General features: G+C 70.4%; 17 protein-coding genes. 9 read left to right on the forward strand and 8 right to left on the reverse strand.

The features are described 5' to 3' along the window. Positions 1-20 precede the first annotated feature (20 nt). Positions 21-953, reverse strand: coding sequence for a phosphoribosylaminoimidazolesuccinocarboxamide synthase (locus AB0N78_RS11960; protein WP_363390294.1), 933 nt, complete (start codon positions 951-953; stop codon positions 21-23). A 47-nt stretch (positions 954-1,000) separates the two neighbouring features. On the opposite strand from AB0N78_RS11960, the gene AB0N78_RS11965 reads away from it, so the two are divergent. Beyond that, a complete protein-coding gene (locus AB0N78_RS11965) occupies positions 1,001-1,219 on the forward strand; it encodes a hypothetical protein (protein WP_363390296.1) in 219 nt (72 codons plus the stop codon). 51 nt (positions 1,220-1,270) lie between these two features. Here the strand turns inward: AB0N78_RS11965 and purD are convergent, their stop codons facing one another. Next, positions 1,271-2,521: a phosphoribosylamine--glycine ligase gene (gene purD, locus AB0N78_RS11970; protein ID WP_363390299.1), complete on the reverse strand. Its 1,251-nt coding sequence runs from the start codon at positions 2,519-2,521 to the stop codon at positions 1,271-1,273. A gap of 91 nt (positions 2,522-2,612) precedes the next feature. Next, the gene (locus AB0N78_RS11975) at positions 2,613-3,176 is read right to left on the reverse strand and encodes a helix-turn-helix domain-containing protein (protein WP_363390302.1); all 564 of its coding nucleotides are present in this window, start codon (positions 3,174-3,176) and stop codon (positions 2,613-2,615) included. A gap of 63 nt (positions 3,177-3,239) precedes the next feature. Here AB0N78_RS11975 and AB0N78_RS11980 point away from each other — a divergent pair, with 63 nt between their 5' ends. After that, positions 3,240-4,580 (forward strand): MFS transporter, encoded by a 1,341-nt coding sequence (locus AB0N78_RS11980; protein WP_363390305.1) that lies wholly within the window; start codon positions 3,240-3,242, stop codon positions 4,578-4,580. Here AB0N78_RS11980 and AB0N78_RS11985 read toward each other — a convergent pair. Then, positions 4,562-5,848 (reverse strand): adenylosuccinate synthase, encoded by a 1,287-nt coding sequence (locus tag AB0N78_RS11985; protein WP_363390307.1) that lies wholly within the window; start codon positions 5,846-5,848, stop codon positions 4,562-4,564. The genes AB0N78_RS11980 and AB0N78_RS11985 overlap by 19 nt on opposite strands. 137 nt (positions 5,849-5,985) lie before the next feature. Then, a complete protein-coding gene (locus AB0N78_RS11990; RefSeq protein ID WP_363390310.1) occupies positions 5,986-6,408 on the reverse strand; it encodes a DUF3151 domain-containing protein in 423 nt (140 codons plus the stop codon). A gap of 105 nt (positions 6,409-6,513) precedes the next feature. Here AB0N78_RS11990 and AB0N78_RS11995 point away from each other — a divergent pair, with 105 nt between their 5' ends. After that, on the forward strand, positions 6,514-6,879 hold the full coding sequence (locus tag AB0N78_RS11995) for an STAS domain-containing protein (RefSeq protein ID WP_363390312.1): 366 nt from the start codon (positions 6,514-6,516) through the stop codon (positions 6,877-6,879). Between the two features lie 5 nt (positions 6,880-6,884). On the opposite strand, the gene AB0N78_RS12000 is transcribed toward AB0N78_RS11995, so the two are convergent. Continuing rightward, positions 6,885-9,014 (reverse strand): SpoIIE family protein phosphatase, encoded by a 2,130-nt coding sequence (locus tag AB0N78_RS12000; RefSeq protein WP_363390314.1) that lies wholly within the window; start codon positions 9,012-9,014, stop codon positions 6,885-6,887. Between the two features lie 94 nt (positions 9,015-9,108). On the opposite strand from AB0N78_RS12000, the gene AB0N78_RS12005 reads away from it, so the two are divergent. Beyond that, on the forward strand, positions 9,109-9,519 hold the full coding sequence (locus AB0N78_RS12005; RefSeq protein ID WP_363390316.1) for an STAS domain-containing protein: 411 nt from the start codon (positions 9,109-9,111) through the stop codon (positions 9,517-9,519). Between the two features lie 73 nt (positions 9,520-9,592). On the opposite strand, the gene fbaA is transcribed toward AB0N78_RS12005, so the two are convergent. Both fbaA and AB0N78_RS12015 read right to left on the reverse strand, forming a co-directional pair. Further along, entirely contained in the window at positions 9,593-10,615 is a 1,023-nt protein-coding gene (fbaA, locus tag AB0N78_RS12010) for a class II fructose-bisphosphate aldolase (protein WP_363390318.1), read from the reverse strand. A gap of 91 nt (positions 10,616-10,706) precedes the next feature. Further along, a complete protein-coding gene (locus tag AB0N78_RS12015) occupies positions 10,707-11,348 on the reverse strand; it encodes a TrmH family RNA methyltransferase (RefSeq protein ID WP_363391439.1) in 642 nt (213 codons plus the stop codon). Between the two features lie 56 nt (positions 11,349-11,404). Between AB0N78_RS12015 and AB0N78_RS12020 the strand changes: the two genes are divergently transcribed. The 5 genes from AB0N78_RS12020 to AB0N78_RS12040 all read left to right on the forward strand — a co-directional run bounded on the left by AB0N78_RS12020 (position 11,405) and on the right by AB0N78_RS12040 (position 16,489). Beyond that, the gene (locus tag AB0N78_RS12020) at positions 11,405-12,142 is read left to right on the forward strand and encodes a VTT domain-containing protein (RefSeq protein WP_363390320.1); all 738 of its coding nucleotides are present in this window, start codon (positions 11,405-11,407) and stop codon (positions 12,140-12,142) included. A gap of 32 nt (positions 12,143-12,174) precedes the next feature. Further along, a complete protein-coding gene (locus AB0N78_RS12025) occupies positions 12,175-12,927 on the forward strand; it encodes an HAD-IIA family hydrolase (RefSeq protein WP_363391442.1) in 753 nt (250 codons plus the stop codon). Next, entirely contained in the window at positions 12,924-13,583 is a 660-nt protein-coding gene (locus AB0N78_RS12030) for a hypothetical protein (RefSeq protein WP_363390322.1), read from the forward strand. The genes AB0N78_RS12025 and AB0N78_RS12030 overlap by 4 nt, the downstream gene beginning before the upstream one ends. 52 nt (positions 13,584-13,635) lie before the next feature. Continuing rightward, positions 13,636-14,430 carry a YwiC-like family protein gene (locus AB0N78_RS12035; RefSeq protein ID WP_363390324.1) on the forward strand — a complete coding sequence of 265 codons (795 nt, stop codon included), beginning with the start codon at positions 13,636-13,638 and terminating at the stop codon, positions 14,428-14,430. A gap of 82 nt (positions 14,431-14,512) precedes the next feature. Next, positions 14,513-16,489 carry a C2 family cysteine protease gene (locus AB0N78_RS12040; protein ID WP_363390326.1) on the forward strand — a complete coding sequence of 659 codons (1,977 nt, stop codon included), beginning with the start codon at positions 14,513-14,515 and terminating at the stop codon, positions 16,487-16,489. Positions 16,490-16,539: the final 50 nt, after the last annotated feature.

Consider the following 16,539-nt stretch of genomic DNA (forward strand, 5'->3'; position numbering starts at 1 on the left):
CCGGATCGTCAGGGCCGGGGTCAGATCGTCAGCTCCGCCCCGGTCAGCCGTCGGTAGGCCTCGCGGTACCGGTCCCGGGTGCGCTCGACCACCGCGGCGGGCAGCTCCGGCGGCGGGGTGTCGCCGGGGCGGTCCCAGCCGGAGTCCGCGGAGGTCAGCCAGTCCCGGACGAACTGCTTGTCGAAGCTCGGTTGCGCCTGCCCGGGCTGCCACTGGTCGGCGGGCCAGAAGCGGGAGGAGTCCGGGGTCAGCACCTCATCACCGAGGGCGACCTGGCCGGTGGTGGGGTCGATGCCGAACTCCAGTTTGGTGTCCGCCAGGATCACCCCGCGCTCCCGGGCGATGGCCTCCGCGCGGGCATAGACCGCCAGTGTCAGGTCACGCAGCTCGGTGGCGCGGTCGACACCGATCATCTCGGCCACCCGATCCAGCGTGACGTTCTCATCGTGCTCGCCCAGCTCGGCCTTGGTCGCGGGGGTGAAGATCGGCTCCGGCAGTCGGGACCCGTCGACCAGCCCTTCCGGCAGCGGGATACCGGTGACCACACCGCTGGCTCGGTACTCGGCCAGTCCCGAGCCGGTGAGGTAGCCGCGGGCCACGCACTCCACCGGGAACATCTGCAACCGGCGGCAGACCATCGCCCGGCCGAGCACCGCCTCGGGGACGTCCGGTGCGGTGGCGCTGACCACGTGGTGCGGCACCAGATCTGCCAGCTGCTCGAACCACCACAGGCTGAGCTGGGTGAGCACCACGCCCTTGCCCGGGATGCCGGGGCTGAGCACGTGGTCATAGGCGGAGACCCGGTCCGAGGCCACCACCAGCACCACATCCCCGTGCGCCTCGGTGACCGCCGCACCGACCTCATCGGTGGTGTCCGGCACGTAGAGGTCGCGGACCTTGCCGGAGTAGGTGTGCGTCCAACCGGGCAGCGCCGGAGCAGTGGGGACCGTCATATCGCCCATCCTGCCGCAGACCGCCGGAGGCGTGCGATGCTCGCCCGATGGAGCTCTCTGTCGCCTGGTCCGTGCTGGTGCTGGTCGCGGGCCTGTGGAACCTGATCGTCTGGCCGCGCTTCGGTCAGCGGATCGCCAAGGACCCGCGTGCCCGGGATGCCGAGGGCCGGGCCACCCGGTTCCTGACCGTGCACCTGGTCCTGATCGGGATCTCGTTGCTGCTGGGGGTCGCCCTGGTGGTGTTGGGCGTGCTCACGCTGGTCTGAACGGCCCGCCCGGCCTGGTCGGCTCCGACTCCCTGAGCCGACCCCGCAGCCTCAGACCCGTGCGGCGATGTCCGACCGGTGGTGCGATCCGGTCAACCCGATCCGCTCCACCCCCGCGTATGCCGCGGACCGTGCTGCCGCGAGGTCCACCCCGACACCGACCACCGACAGCACCCGCCCTCCGGCGGAGACCACGGTGTCGCCCTCCTGCCGGGTTCCGGCGTGCAGCACATGCACCCCGGGTAGCGCCTCGGCGTCAGCCAGCCCGGTGATCGGGTCGCCGGTCCGAGTGGAGGTCGGATACCCCTCGGAGGCGACCACCACGGTCACTGCGGCGTCCTCCCGCCAATCCAGCGCGGGCACGGTGTCCAGCGCTCCGGTCGCCGCCGCGTGCAGCACCCCGGCGAGCGGTGTCGCCAGGCGCGCCAGCACCACCTGGGTCTCCGGATCGCCGAATCGGGCGTTGAATTCCACGACCCGGGTGCCCCTGCTGGTCAGCGCGAGCCCGCAGTAGAGCACGCCGACAAAGGGCGTACCGCGTCGAGCCATCTCATCCACGGTGGGCTGGGCCACCTCACGCACGACCTGATCCACCAGATCGGCCGGGGCCCAGGGCAGCGGTGAGTACGCGCCCATCCCCCCGGTGTTCGGTCCGGTGTCGCCGTCGCCAACCCGCTTGAAGTCCTGCGCCGGGACCAGCGGCAGCACCCGGGTGCCGTCGCACAGCACGAAGAGCGACACCTCCGGCCCGTCCAGGTAGTCCTCGACCACGACCCGGCCACCGTCCTTGCTCAGGCACTCGGCGGCGTGCGCGGCAGCGAGGGCGCGGTCCTGCGTGACGACAACCCCCTTACCGGCGGCCAGCCCGTCGTCCTTGACCACATAGGGCGCACCGAAGGCGTCCAGCGCCGCATCGATCTGCGCGGCCTCGGTGACCACCCGGGGCTCCGCGGTGGGCACCCCGGCGGCGGCCATCACCTCCTTGGCGAACGCCTTCGACCCCTCCAGCTGCGCCGCGGCAGCGCTCGGCCCGAACACCGGGATCCCCGCCGCGCGCACGGCATCCGACACCCCGGCGACCAGCGGTGCCTCCGGTCCGACGACTACTAGGTCCACGCCCAGCTCGGTGGCGAGCGCCGTCACGGCGGCACTGTCGAGCTGATCCACCGCGTGCAGCGTGGCGACCGCGCCGATGCCGGGGTTGCCCGGGGCGGCGTGCAGGTCAGTGACGGTCGGGTCCTGGGACAGCGACCGGGCCAGCGCGTGCTCCCGCGCACCGGTGCCGACGATGAGGATCTTCACGCTGGTGACCCTACCCAGACCATCCCCGATCCGGACGAACCGTCCCAGCGCCGAGGATCAGCAGACCGCCACCGAGACCGGGCGGCAGCACTCACGGCCCCTCGACCACCGGCACCACATCGGTGTAGACGCGGATGCGCCGACGCTCGCCGCCGCGTCCGGCCTTGTCGGCGGCTTCGGCCCGAGACAGGTGCTCTCGCACCACCTGTTCCAGTGCCTCGCTCAATGCTCCGGCCTCCGCGACGGTGAGGTTCCCGCCGCTGGTCAGCATGGTGGCGGGTTCGGCCCAGACCGGGTCGTCGACCGCCTGAGCGCCCCAGCGGGACAGCACCTGCACCCGGTCGGCGAGGGCCCACTGCCGGGCGCTCTCCAGTCCGGCGCGGCCCTGCGGATCACCGCGCAGATCGGCGACCTCGGCCCGGAATGCCACCGGGCGCCACCACCGTTCGCGGCCGCCCGCGTGCTCCGGGTCGTCCTCGACCAATCCGTGCCGTTCCAGCTGGCGCAGGTGGTACGAGGTCTGACCGGTGCTCTCGCCGAGTTCCTGGGCCAGCTGGGTGGCGGTGGCGGCTCCGCGGTCCATCAGGCGGCTGAGCATCGCGGTGCGCAGCGGGTGGGACAGCGCCTTGAGCGCGCTGGCGTTGACGTCCGGCATATGCAGAGATACCTTTGCAGAGACTTCTTTGCAGAATTTCCTCTCTCAGCCTAGCGAGGTCCGATGCCCACCGTCACCGCTGACGTCACCGCGCCGGTGCAGCCGCTCGGCCGCCGGTTCACCGCCCTGCTCGGCAGCACCGCCGCAGCCAACCTGGCCGACGGGATCGTGCAGGCCGCCGCCCCGCTCTACGCGCTGACACTGACCCGCTCCCCCGGGCAGATCGGCCTGCTCACCGCCGCCGCCTGGCTGCCCTGGTTGTTGCTCGGCACCCACGCCGGTCTGCTGGTCGACCGCACCGACCGGCGGCAGGTCCAGGCATACGCGCTCCTCGCCCGGGTCGTGATGCTGACAGCGGCGGCCGGCCTGGCGGTGACCGGATCGCTGACGATGACCGCGCTGGTGGTGCTGCTCCTGGCCTACGGCGTCACCGACGTGCTGGTCGACCTCGCAGAGTCCGCGCTGGTCCCCGATCTGGTACCGCGCAGCCGTCTGGCCGCCGCGAACGGCCGGATCGTCGCGGCGCAACAGGTGGCCGGGTCCTTCATCGGCGCACCGCTGGCCGGGCTGCTGCTGGCGGTGGGGGCGGGCTGGGTCTTCGGCACCCCGGCGCTGATCGCCGGGATCGCGGTGGTCGTGCTCGCCGTCGGCGTACGCGGGCGATACCGGGCGACCTCCGATGCGGGCACCGGCGCACCGCCCGACGACCCCCCTGGCGGACCCGGCCCCGGGTCCACCCCCCGCCACCGCATCACCCGTGACCTGCGCGAAGGCCTGTCCGTCCTGTTCGGGCACCCGGTGCTGCGCCCGCTGCTGGTCGCCGGATCGGTATCGAATATGTGCTTCACCGCGTACACCACGATGTTGGTGCTCTGGGTGGTCGGGCCCGGATCACGGGTGGCACTGTCCGCGGAGCTCTACCCGCTGCTGACCACGGTCATGGCAGTCGGCGCACTGGCCGGCAGCGTGGTGGTCGAGCCGGTGGTGCGCCAATTCGGCGAGGTCCGCACCATGCTGACTGGGTGGGTGGCCATGCCGCTGCTGCTCCTGGTGCCGGTGATCGCCCCGCACCCGGTGGCCATCGCGGGCGCGCTGGGGCTGATCGGCATCGCCAGCACCGGCTCCAACGTGCTCAGCCAATCCCTCCGGCAACGACTGGTGCCCCGTCGGCTGCTCGGGCGGGTCGGCGGAGCGTCCCGGGCGATCGGCTTCGGGCTGATGCCGGTGGGTGCCCTGCTGGGCGGTGCCGTGGCTGAGCGCGCCGGGGTGGGAACAGCGCTGACCGCGGCGGCACTGGTCGCCCTGCTCGCGCTGAGCTACCCGCTCGTCACCGTCCGACAGCGGATGGTCAACGACCCAGACAAGCCGGACGACCCCGCCGACCCTCAGCCGAGCAGGTCGTAGCGGCTGACCGTCGCCTCGCGCCCGGGCCCGACACCGATGGCGGAGATCCGGCACCCGGACAGCTCCTCCAACCGCTCCAGGTACCGACGGGCGTTCAGCGGCAGATCGTCGAACTCCCGCGCCCCGGTGATGTCCTCGGTCCAGCCGGGCAGGTACTCGTAGATCGGCGTCGCGTGGTGGAAGTCGCTCTGGTCATCGGGCATCTCGTCCATCCGGCGACCGTCGACGTCATAGGCCACCGCCACCGGGATGGTGTCCCGGCCGGTCAGCACATCGAGTTTGGTCAGCACGATGTCGGTCAGACCGTTGATCCGCGAGGAGTAGCGGGCCACTACCGAGTCGTACCAGCCGGTGCGACGCGGGCGGCCGGTGGTGGTGCCGAACTCGCCACCGGTCTGGCGCAGCCACTCGCCGTCCTCGTCGAAGAGCTCGGTGGGGTACGGCCCCTCGCCGACCCGGGTGGTGTACGCCTTGGCCACGCCGACCACCCGGTCGATCCGGGTCGGACCGATGCCCGAGCCGGTGCATGCGCCGCCCGCGGTGGCCGAGGAGGAGGTGACGAACGGGTAGGTGCCGTGGTCAATGTCCAGCATGGTCGCCTGCCCGGCCTCGAAGACCAGGGTCTTGCCCTCGTCCAACGCGCGGTTGAGCACCAACGGGGTGTCGGCGACATACGGGTGCAGCCGCTCAGCGAACCCGAGCAGGTTCTCCACCGTCTCGTCCACGGTGATCGCCCGGCGGTTGTAGACCTTGAGCAACAGGTGGTTCTTCTGGTCCAGGGAGCCCTCGACCTTCTGCCGGAGGATCTTCTCGTCAAAGAGGTCCTGAATCCGGATGCCCACCCGGTTAATCTTGTCCGCGTAGGCCGGGCCGATGCCGCGCCCGGTGGTGCCGATCTTGCGCTTGCCGAGGAACCGCTCGGTGACCTTGTCGATGGTGCGGTGGTACGGGGCGATCACATGGGCCGCGGAGGACACCAGCAGCCGCTCGGCGCTGACCCCCCGAGCCTCCAGCGCGTCGATCTCCTCGAACAGCACCTCGAGGTCGACCACCACGCCGTTGCCGATCACCGGCACCACACCGGGCGACAGGATCCCGCTGGGCAGCAGGTGCAGGGCGTACTTCTCACCACCGACGACCACGGTGTGTCCGGCGTTGTTGCCGCCGTTGAACTTCACCACGTAGTCGATCCGCGACCCGAGCTGGTCGGTGGCCTTTCCCTTGCCCTCGTCGCCCCACTGGGTCCCGAGCACCACGACTGCCGGCATGTTCTCACCACTCCCGCCCGCTCCAGCGACGGACCCCGCTCACACGGATGGTCCGGGCGCAGGGCAGCAGGCAGCCGCGCACCATTGCCCGAGCGTACCGGGCGAGGCTGCGACGGGTCAGCCGAAGTCGACCCCGATCAGCGCAGTGCGGCGACCTCAGCGGCCGACGTGCCCGAGTCGATCAAGAACTGCGTGCACCGCTCGGCCTCGGCGTCCTCCTCGATGGCCTCTGCGGCCTCGGCCAGCGCCAACAGCGCACGCAGGAACCCCTGGTTCGGGCCGTGGTCGGCGGGAATCGGTCCCTGCCCGCGCCACCCGGCCCGGCGCAGCGCGTCCAACCCCCGGTGGTAGCCGGTGCGCGCGTAGGCGTAGGCCGCCACCGGATCACCCTCATCGGCGAGCGCCCGCTCGGCCAGCAGCGCCCAGGCCAGCGACGACGACGGCACCTGGCGTGCTGCCTCGCGCGGGTCGCCCCCGCGGCTCAGCACCACCCGGGCGTCCCCATCCGCACCCTCCGGCAGTCGCGTGGGCTCGGGCTGCAACAGGTTCGGTCCGCTCATCAGGCCAGTGTGTCACCCGGCGTGCGGAGTCGCCCGACGCTGATTACCCTCGCAGGCACGCGTGCGCGGACTCTCCCCCTGCCCCGCCCCCGCGCCGGAGGATCCATGATCGAGATCGCCACCTCGGCCACCACGACCACCCTGGTCATCGCCGGTGACCTGGACCTGGCCGAGCGGGACCAGTTCCCGGAGATCGCCGCGCGGGTGGTCGGTCTGCGGCGTCAGCTGCTGGTGATCGACATGTGCGGGGTCACCTTCATGGACTCCACGGGTGCGGCGTTCCTGATCTCGCTGGCCGACTCCTCCCGCAAGCGCGGTGGTGCGACGGTGCTGCGCGGGGCCGATCCCCGGGATCTGTTCGTGCTGGAGGTCTGCGGCGCGCTGGACCTGTTCCGGTTGGACAGCGATCACCGGTGTCCGGAGGGTCAGGACGAGCAGTCAGCGGCCTCGCAGGCCGGTAGCTCGGTCTGACCCCGTCACCCCTGAGTGGGGTGTGCCTGCCCCTCGGGACGCACCCGCGCCCACACCACCTTGCCGGCCCGTGACGGCCGCCACCCCCAGTCGGCCAGCCGCTCCACGATCCGCATCCCGAAGCCGCCGATCCGACCCGGATGCCCCTCGGTGGCCACCGGTGGGACGGGGTTGGAATCCTCGACCTCGATCCGCAGACCCTCGCCGGTGTCGTGCAACCGCAGGGTGACCCGACCCCAGCCGTGCAGCACCGCGTTGGCGACCAACTCGGAGACGACCAGCTCGGCATTCGACGGGTCGCCCAGCTCCCAGGCGGCGCAGGTGCGCACCACCGCATGCCGGGCCCGGGCGATGGACGCCGGTTCACTGGGCAGCTGCCAACGTCGGGAGCGGACGTTGCCCGCCACTCCGGCACCATCCGCCAGATCCGGGACCCGGACCACCACCACCGCCACATCGTCCTCGGGGCCCTCAGCCAACCGAGCGAGCAACTCCTCACCGATCCCCGCAGCGTCCACGGCGGTGGCACCGGCGGCTACCTGCTGCAACGCGGTCAGACCGTCGCGCAGCGAGCGCGCGCGCCGTTCGATCAGCCCGTCGGTGTAGAAGATGACGACATCACCGGGCAGCAGATCCACCTCGGCGGTCTGCCGGGGACCGTTCCCGAAGCCGACCAGCGCACCACCGGCTCCGTCCAGCAGGGTGACCGCCCCGGCGCGGACCAGCAGCGCGGGCAGGTGCCCGGCCCGCGAGTAGGCCATCCGCCAGGTCGGACACCCGGTCCCCTCGGTTCGGGTCCGGGTGAGCGTGGTCAGCACCAGCCCAGCCGACCGTGGGATCCGCATCCCGCCGACCAGGGTGTCCACCCGTTCCAACACCGGGCCCGGATCGGTCACTTCAAAGGCGTAGGCCCGCACGATGGAGCGCAGCTGCCCCATCGCCGCCGCGGCCTCCACGTCGTGACCGACCACATCTCCGATCACCACCCCCACCACATCCGGCGCGACCTGGACGACGTCGTACCAGTCACCGCCGACCTGCGCGTACACCACATTCGGCGCGTAGTAGGACCAGACGTCCAGCCCGTCGACCTCAGCCTGTTCGGGAAGCATCGCGCGTTGCAGGGTCTCGGCCACCCGGTGCTCACGGGCGTACAACCGGACGTTCTCCACCGCCAGACCCACCCGGCGCGCGGTCAACGTGAGCACGGTGTGGGCCTCACCGACCAGTCCGTTCTGCGGGCGCAGCACCACCACCAGCAGACCCAGCACCCGGTGTCGGCCCGGCACCGGGAGCACCAGCACCTGCTCCGCACCCTCCGCAGGTGTGTGCGCCATCCGCACGCGCAGATCCTCGGCCAACCAGCCCGAGGCGGTGCCCGGGGTGGCCTTCGCCAGATCCAGTGTCACCGGGGCTGCGGGCTCGTCCAACAGCCGCTGCACCGGGTCCTGGTACGGCGCAGCGAACCGACGTGGATGCCCGGCCGTGGGCCCCGGTGACACCGGTCGCCGTCCGGACGGCCGATCCGGTGCGACACCGTCCGCGTGGTACAGCCCGCCGTCGTCCAGATAGAACGCCGCCCAGCGCACCACGCTCGCGCCCAGCAGGTCGGCGATGTCCCGCAGGCCGCCCGGGTCGTCCAGATCCATGATCAGGTCTGACACCCGCGCGACCAGCCCGAGCGCCGCACTCTCCCGTCGTGCGCCCTCGACCTCGGCGGAGAGCACCGCATCGCGCTCGACCTCAGCGGAGACGTCCACCATCACGGAGATCCAGTGCGTGATCGCCCCGTCGTCACCAGGCACCGGCGTGAACACGCTGCGCGCCCACAGGGTGCCACCGTCCGTTCGGGGCAGCTGGATCAGCACACTGGACGCGCGCCCCTCGGTCAGCGCCGAGCGCACAGTCGACAGCGCGGCAGCACCCGCGGCGCTCCGGAGCCGGTCCGCCGGGTCGCGCAGATCGTCCAGAGTCAGGCCGGTCAGCTCGGTGAACGCCGGGTTGACGAACACCACCGGTCGCTGCGGGGTGGCGGTGGAGACCACGAGCACCGGTAGCCCCGCCAGGTGGGAAGCGCCTTCCAGAATCGCGTCCAGACGACGGGTGGTGGGCAGGGACTCAGCGGAGTTGACCATCACCACCTCCGATCGTCTAGCGTTCGCGACAAGCAGTGTCCACGGGCAGGATGTCGGACCGAGAATCCGGTCGTCCCCGGACGAGAGGAGCACCGTGCGCGACGGTAACAGCACCGCAGCGGGCGGACCCAGCACAGGTCACCGCGCGGACGAGTCAGGCACGGCCCCCCACACCGTCCCGCAGGACGCCGGTGAGCCGGGCTCGGTGCATGTGATCCGCACCGAGGACCGCACCCGCATCGTGCTCTCCGGTGAGGTCGATGCCGATCTTGGTGCGGATCTCGCCCAGGCCGGCGATGACGCGGAGGCCGCCGGTCTGCCGATTGATATCGACGCCCACCACGTCACCTTCATGGACTCCTCGGGGGTGGCGTTCCTCGCCCGGATGGCCCAGCGCACTGAGCACCGCATCCGGCTGATCAATGTGCCGCCCACGGTGCAGTTCCTGCTGGAGATCACCCGGATCGGCGAGCTGCTGGACGTAGTCGAGGACCCGCAGGCCTGACGCTCCTGCCCGCACACAGCACGAGGCCCCGCCCACCGACCGGTGAGCGGGGCCTCGTCGCGTCAGGCGTGGATCAGCGCATGCGCTGACCGGCCGAGCGCAGCTGCTGGCTGGCCTCGACGATGCGAGCGGCCATGCCGGCCTCGGCCAGCTTGCCCCAGGCGCGCGGGTCGTAGGCCTTCTTGTTGCCGACCTCGCCGTCGACCTTCAGCACGCCGTCGTAGTTGGCGAACATGTGGCCGACCACCGGGCGGGTGAAGGCGTACTGGGTGTCGGTGTCGATGTTCATCTTGATGACACCGTTGTCCACGGCCTCGGAGATCTCCTCGGCGGTCGAGCCCGACCCGCCGTGGAACACCAGGTCGAAGGGCGACTCCTTGCCGATCTCCGCGCCAACAGCCTTCTGGATGTCGGCCAGGATCGACGGACGCAGCTTGACCGCACCCGGCTTGTACACGCCGTGCACGTTGCCGAAGGTCAGGGCGGTCAGGTAGCGGCCCTTCTCACCGGAACCCAGCGCACGCACGGTGGCCAGGCCGTCCTCGACGGTGGTGTAGAGCTTCTCGTTGATCTCCGCCTCGTGACCGTCCTCCTCGCCACCCACAACGCCGACCTCGATCTCGAGGATGGTGCGGGCGGCCTGCGAGAGCTCGAGCAGCTCGGCGGCAATCACCAGGTTCTCGTCCAGCGGGATGTCCGACCCGTCGAACATGTGCGACTGGAAGGTCGGGTTCTCACCGCGCTTGACCTGCTCGGCCTCCAGAGCCAGCAGCGGACGGACCCAGGAGTCCAGGTTCTTCTTCACGCAGTGGTCGGTGTGCAGGGCCACGGTGATGCCGTAGCTCTTGGCGACCTCGTGGGCGTAGGCAGCCAGCGCCACGGTGCCGGAAACGCGGTCCTTGATGGTGGAACCGGAGGCGTACTCCGCGCCACCGACCGACACCTGCAGGATGCCGTCGGACTCGGCCTCGGCGAAGCCCTGCAACGCCGCGGTGACAGTCTGGGAAGAGGTGACGTTCACGGCCGGGTAGGCGAACTTGCCCGCCTTGGCCCGGTCGATCATCTCGGCGTACACCTCGGGGGTTGCGATGGGCATCGCGGCAGCTCCTGTCAGAAGGGTTCGCTATCGGTCAAAGTCTGGCACGTTCTGAGCAGTGGGTGGTCGGGACCCTCGACCCGCCGCGGATTCAAGCGTGCCGCAGCATCCACGCATGCATGGCGATCGCCGCCGCCGCACCGGCGTTCATCGACCGGGTGGACCCGTACTGGGTGATGTGCAGCACCGCCTCGGCGGCCTGCTGTGCGGTGTCGGTCAGCCCGGTCGACTCCTGACCGAAGAGCAGCACGCACTCACGGGGCAACGGATAGGTCTCCAGCGGGACTGAGCCGGGCACATTGTCGATCCCGATCACGGGGAGCTCGGCGGCAGCGGCCCAGGCGAGCAGGTGCTCGGCATCCGGGTGGTGGTGCACATGCAGGTACCGGTCGGTGACCATCGCCCCGCGGCGGTTCCAGCGGCGACGGCCGACCACATGCACCCCGGCGGCGTTGAAGGCATTGGCGGTGCGGACCACCGAGCCGATGTTCATGTCGTGCGACCAGTTCTCGATTGCCACGTGGAACGGGTGCCGCCGGGTGTCCAGATCGGCGACGATGGCCTCCACCGTCCAGTAGCGGTAATGGTCGGCGACATTGCGCCGGTCACCGGTGGCCAGCAGCTCCGGGTCGTAGCGCGGGTCGTCGGGCAGCGGGCCGGTCCAGGGGCCGACCCCCACCTCACGCTCGTCCTCATCGGTCACCGGGACATCCTGGCAGCCGTCGATCAGCACACGGTGCACACACGGTCCCGGGAAGGCGTCCTCCTGGCCGCCGTACGCTGGTGGCCATGTCTGTCGCGACTGCACTGGCCGCCCTCCCGATGGTCGGCCCTCAGCCGATGCTCGGCCCGGACTGGCTGAACGCCGATTACCTGATCGAGTCCTTTGGCACCTACGCGCTGATCGGCATCGTGGTCGTGGTCTTCATCGAGACCGGTCTGCTGTTCCCGCTGCTGCCCGGGGACTCGCTGCTGTTCACCGCGGGGGCGCTGGTCGCCCAGCAGTCGTTGGACTTCCCACTGTGGCTGCTGTGCCTGCTGATCTTCGTGGCGGCATTCGCCGGGGACCAGGTGGGGTACTTCATCGGCGCGAAGGCCGGTCGACGGCTGTTCTCCCGGCCGGACTCACGGATCTTCAAGCAGAAGTACATCGACGAGACGTACAAGTACTTCGACAAGTACGGCGGTCGGACCATCATCATTGCCCGGTTCGTGCCCATCGTGCGGACCTACGCCCCGGTCGCCGCCGGGGTCGGGAAGATGAGCTACAAGCACTTCGTGTCCTTCAACGTGCTCGGCGCGCTGTTCTGGGGCGTCGGGGTGACCCTGCTCGGCTACGTGCTCGGCAACATCCAGTTCGTCAAGGACAACATCGAGGCGCTGATCGTCCTGATCGTCTTCGTCTCGGTGATCCCGATGGGGATCGAGATCCTGCGCGCCCGCCGGGACGCCAAGCGGGAGAAGGCGACCGCTGCCGCCGAGCCCGAGGACCGCGACGAGATCGAGCGGAAGGCCTTCGGGCAGTGACCGACCGGCCGATCACCTCCTGGCTGTCCGATATGGACGGCGTACTGGTGCACGAGGGTGTGGCCCTGCCCGGTGCACCCGAATTCGTCCGGAGCCTGCGGGATGCCGAGCTGCCGTTCCTGGTACTGACCAACAACTCGATCTTCACCCCGCGCGATCTGCGCGCCCGACTGGCCGCCTCCGGCATCGAGCTCGACGAGTCCTCGCTGTGGACCTCCGCGCTGGCCACCGCACAGTTCCTCACCGACCAGATGCCCGGCGGATCGGCCTACGTGATCGGCGAGGCCGGGTTGACCACCGCGCTCTACGAGGCCGGGTACACACTGACCTCGGCGGACCCGGACTTTGTGGTGCTGGGCGAGACCCGGACCTACTCCTTCGAGGCGATCACCCGCGCGATCCGGCTGATCCAGGGCGGTGCCCGGTTCATCGCCACCAATCCGGATGTCACCGGCCCCAGTCAGGAGGGCGATCTGCCTGCCACCGGTGCCGTGGCCGCGATGATCACCGCCGCCACCGGTCGGCAGCCGTACTTTGTTGGCAAGCCGAATCCGATGATGATCCGCTCCGCCCTGAACCGGATCGACGCCCACTCGGAGACCACCGCGATGATCGGCGACCGGATGGACACCGATGTGGTCGCCGGGATCGAGGCCGGGCTGCGGACCTTCCTGGTGCTGACCGGGTCGACCCGGGCCGAGGACGTCACCCGCTACCCGTTCCGGCCGACCCAGATCTTCGATTCCATCGCTGACCTGCACCGGTTGATACCGTCCCCGGCGTGAGCTCCCCGCTGGCGACGACACCGCGACCGGCCCGCACGCAGGCGCTGATCGCCGTCGGGGTGATCGTGGTGGCCGTCCCGGCGAGCCTGGCGGCGGTGCTCGGTCTGCTGATGCTCCAGGAGCGCACTGGCGCGGACTGGGGCCCGGAGCCGTTCCAGCAGGCGCTGTCCTGGTGGTGCGCGTTCCTGCTCGCAGTGACGCTGTGGCCACTGCTGCTGCGCGCGGGGCACCGGGCAATGTGGCAGTCCCGCGTCCGCGCCTCCGGAGCGAGGATCGCCCTGCAAGGCAACCCTCCGGTCCCGCGGGTGCACTGGGGTGCGACCGGGTGGACGTGCCGGGTGGCGGTGGTCGCACTCGGCGGCCTCAGCATCGTCCTGCTGAGCGGACCGCGGCAGGTGACCGACGCGTTGATCGGCGGTCTGCGCACGATGAGCGGCGGCCTGTCGATCTGGGCGTTGCAGATCGTTCCTCTGCTGGTGATGGTCGGTGTGCTGGCGCTGCTGATGCTGGCGTCCCGACTGGCCGAGCGCCGGTCCGCTCCACAGGACCGTCAGGCGTGGCAGGTGCGTGAGGCCTGGTACTGGGCTGCCGGCGTCGCCTGGGTGTGCACCGTGGCGATCGGGCTCTGTGTCGGGCTGGCGATCCGCACGATCTGACCGGGCCGCAGGCAGGTTGTCCGCCCCGACACCCGCCGTCCAGGATGGCCGGATGAGCTCCTCCGCCGACCGCCGTCCGGCCCGGGCACGACGCCGCATCCCGCGGGGCTGGGTCCCCGACCAGCACGGCGCATGGGCGATGCTGGCCACACCGCCACTGGTCGGTGCGATCGTCGGTGGGGCGTCCTGGTGGCATCTGTTGCTGGCCGCGGCCTGGCTGTCCGCCTACTGCACGTTCTACGCCGCCGGGCAGTGGCTGCGCTCGGGTCGCAAGCGCCGGTACCTCCCGCCGCTGCTCGGTCATGGTGCCGTGCTGCTCGTGCTGGGCGGTGCGCTGCTGATCGCCCGACCCGGACTGTTGCACTGGGCCCCGGCGTACGCCGTGCTGCTCGCGGTGTCCCTGGTGTGCTCGGCCCGACGGGCGGACCGGTCCTGGCTGAACGACATCGTGACCGTGCTGGCCGCCTGCCTGATGACACCGGTGGCCGCCGGGCTCGGACATGACGACTGGGCCGGGAGCCGGAGCGCCTGGATCGCCGCGGGGCTGCTGGCGGCGTACTTCCTGGGGACGGTGCCCTATGTGAAGACGATGATCCGCGAGCGCGGGAACGTGACGGTGTACCGCGTCTCGCTCGGGTATCACGTGGTGCTGCTGCTGGCGGCACTCGAGGCGGCGTGGGTGCCGAGGACCGCATGGCAGACGTGGTTGCTGGTGCCGGTCGCGGTGGGTCTGCTGCTGCGGGCGGGGCTGATGCCGCGGCGGGGGCGCGTGCGACCGGCGGTGGTCGGCGCGGGTGAGGTGGTGGCGACGGTGCTGGTGGGCGCGGCGACGCTGGCGATCGTGTAGTGCGGCGAATTGCCGTTTCACAGCATTTGTGGCGCATTTTGACGGTCGACAGGTGTTCTGACTGGTCAATAGTGTCGCGGGCATGGGGGGTTTTCGGGTCGATGTGGACGCGGTGGATCGGGTAGGCGCGAAGGTCCGCTCGTCGGTCGAGGGCGTCGATGTGCTGACCCCGTCCGGTCCGGGTGGGTGCGGCTCGGCGCTGGTGGCGTCGGTGTGGGACCAGGTCTGCGAGCGGTTGGTGCGGGCGGTAGCGGACCGGCTGCTGCCTGCTGTGGCGTTGTGGGGCGCGCGAGTCGAGGGGGCGGGGCAGTGGTGTCGAGAGCGCGATCAGGCGTTGTCGGGTCTGCATGAAGGCGGGATCGCGCAACTGCCGGGACTGCAGGTGCGGTTCACGCGTCCCAGCGGGTCGACATTCGATGGGTCTGGTGGGTCCGGGCCGGCGTGGGACCAGGATGACCCTGGGCGTGGTGATCTGAGCGGGGTCGAGTCGACCGTCCGGTGGTTGGACGACCTGGAGCTGCTGTTGGCACATCTGCGGGACCTGATCGGCGAGCAGACCGCAGCACTGGAGTCAGCGTGGACCGGCCACGTCGGCGACGAGTTGGTCACGGCCGGTCGGCGGTTGATGGCCGTGGTGACCCGGATCGCCGATATCGCGGCTGAGGTTGCCGGACCGCTGATCGCCTACGCGGGTCAGGTTCATGACATCGCCGACCGCGCCCGGACGGCGACCCGGCGACTCGAGGCGGCGACCGATGCCGCGGACCTGTACCGGGCAGCCCAGGTGGCTGCTGGTGTCGTTCCTGCGGATGCTGCCCGGGCCGCGACCGGTCTGGCCGAGGCCACCTCCGATGCCTGCGCTGCACGGGCGGAGTTGGACGATCTGGCCGGTGAGCGCGCCATGGCAGACCGCGCTCTGGCATCCGAGGGCGAAGCCCTGCATCAAGGGCTCGGGACGGCTGCTCCAGCCGATGAGGATTCCTTCGACGCTGCCGCGGGGTTGACGGTGGTCGGGGTCAGCATCCGCCAGGTCACCGCCCGAGCCACGGCCGGGTCCCACCGGAACGAGTCCGAAGCGCTTGGAGACTTCTTCACCTTCTCCGGGGATGGTGTTCTCACACCGCTGCGGGCACTCCTCGACGGGGTTGCCACCGGGGACCTGGACGCCGGGGCTCTGGTCGACGCGTTGTTGGACCTGTCCACGGTCGACGCGCAGGCGTTCAACGACCTCCTCGCGACCTACCGAGAACTCGACCCCGACCTGGTCCTCGAACTGTCCTCGTTGCTGTTGCTGCACGCCGACCGGGACCAGGTACGGGACGTGGTCTCACGGTTCTCGTTCGTTGAGCCGCAGCTGCTTGAGGGTGACACCCTCTCGCTGGATGCACCGGTGGTGTTCGACCTGGACGACGTGCGCTGGCAGGGCATCTCTCAGGGCGCGGCGAACGACTGCTGGTTGCTCGCCGGGATCGGAGCCACCGCCGCGGCAGACCTGGCACTGCTGCGCTCCAACATCACGATCAACCCCAACGGGACCTACACGGTGCGGGTGTACAAGAACGGGGAACCGGTGTACGTGACGGTGTCCGGGTATGTGCCGATGCGTACGTCTGGTCCCGCCTACGCCGGGTCGATCGACCAGGGCGTACGCAACGCCAGCTGGCTGTCGATCTACGAGAAGGCTGCCGCGCAAGTCCTCGGCGAAGGCAGCTACGCGGGACTCACCGCGGGACGCCCGTCCACGGGGATCTCCGCGGTCACGGGGCAACCCACCGACTTCCTCAGCACCGCACCGCTGCCCTGGGCACAGAGCCAGACGTTCGAACGCATCCAGCAAGCCGTCGACTCCGGGCAACCCGTGGCAGCCCTGACGACCTGGCGGTTCTCGAACCACGACATCGCGGGCTGGCACGTCTACTACGTCACCGCGATCGAAGGAGACATCATCGTCGTCCAGAACCCCTGGGGCCGACCCGGCCAGACGGAGGCGGCGACCTTGCGGCTCACTGAGGAAGAGTTCGACCGCACCTTCACCTGGGCCAGCGCAGGACGCTCATGAACCGAGTATCCCGCCCACGCTCCGCGAGCCGACGCTCGACGATAGCCATC

This window comes from Cellulomonas sp. NPDC089187 (genome assembly GCF_040685135.1).
Taxonomy (GTDB): domain Bacteria; phylum Actinomycetota; class Actinomycetes; order Actinomycetales; family Cellulomonadaceae; genus Cellulomonas.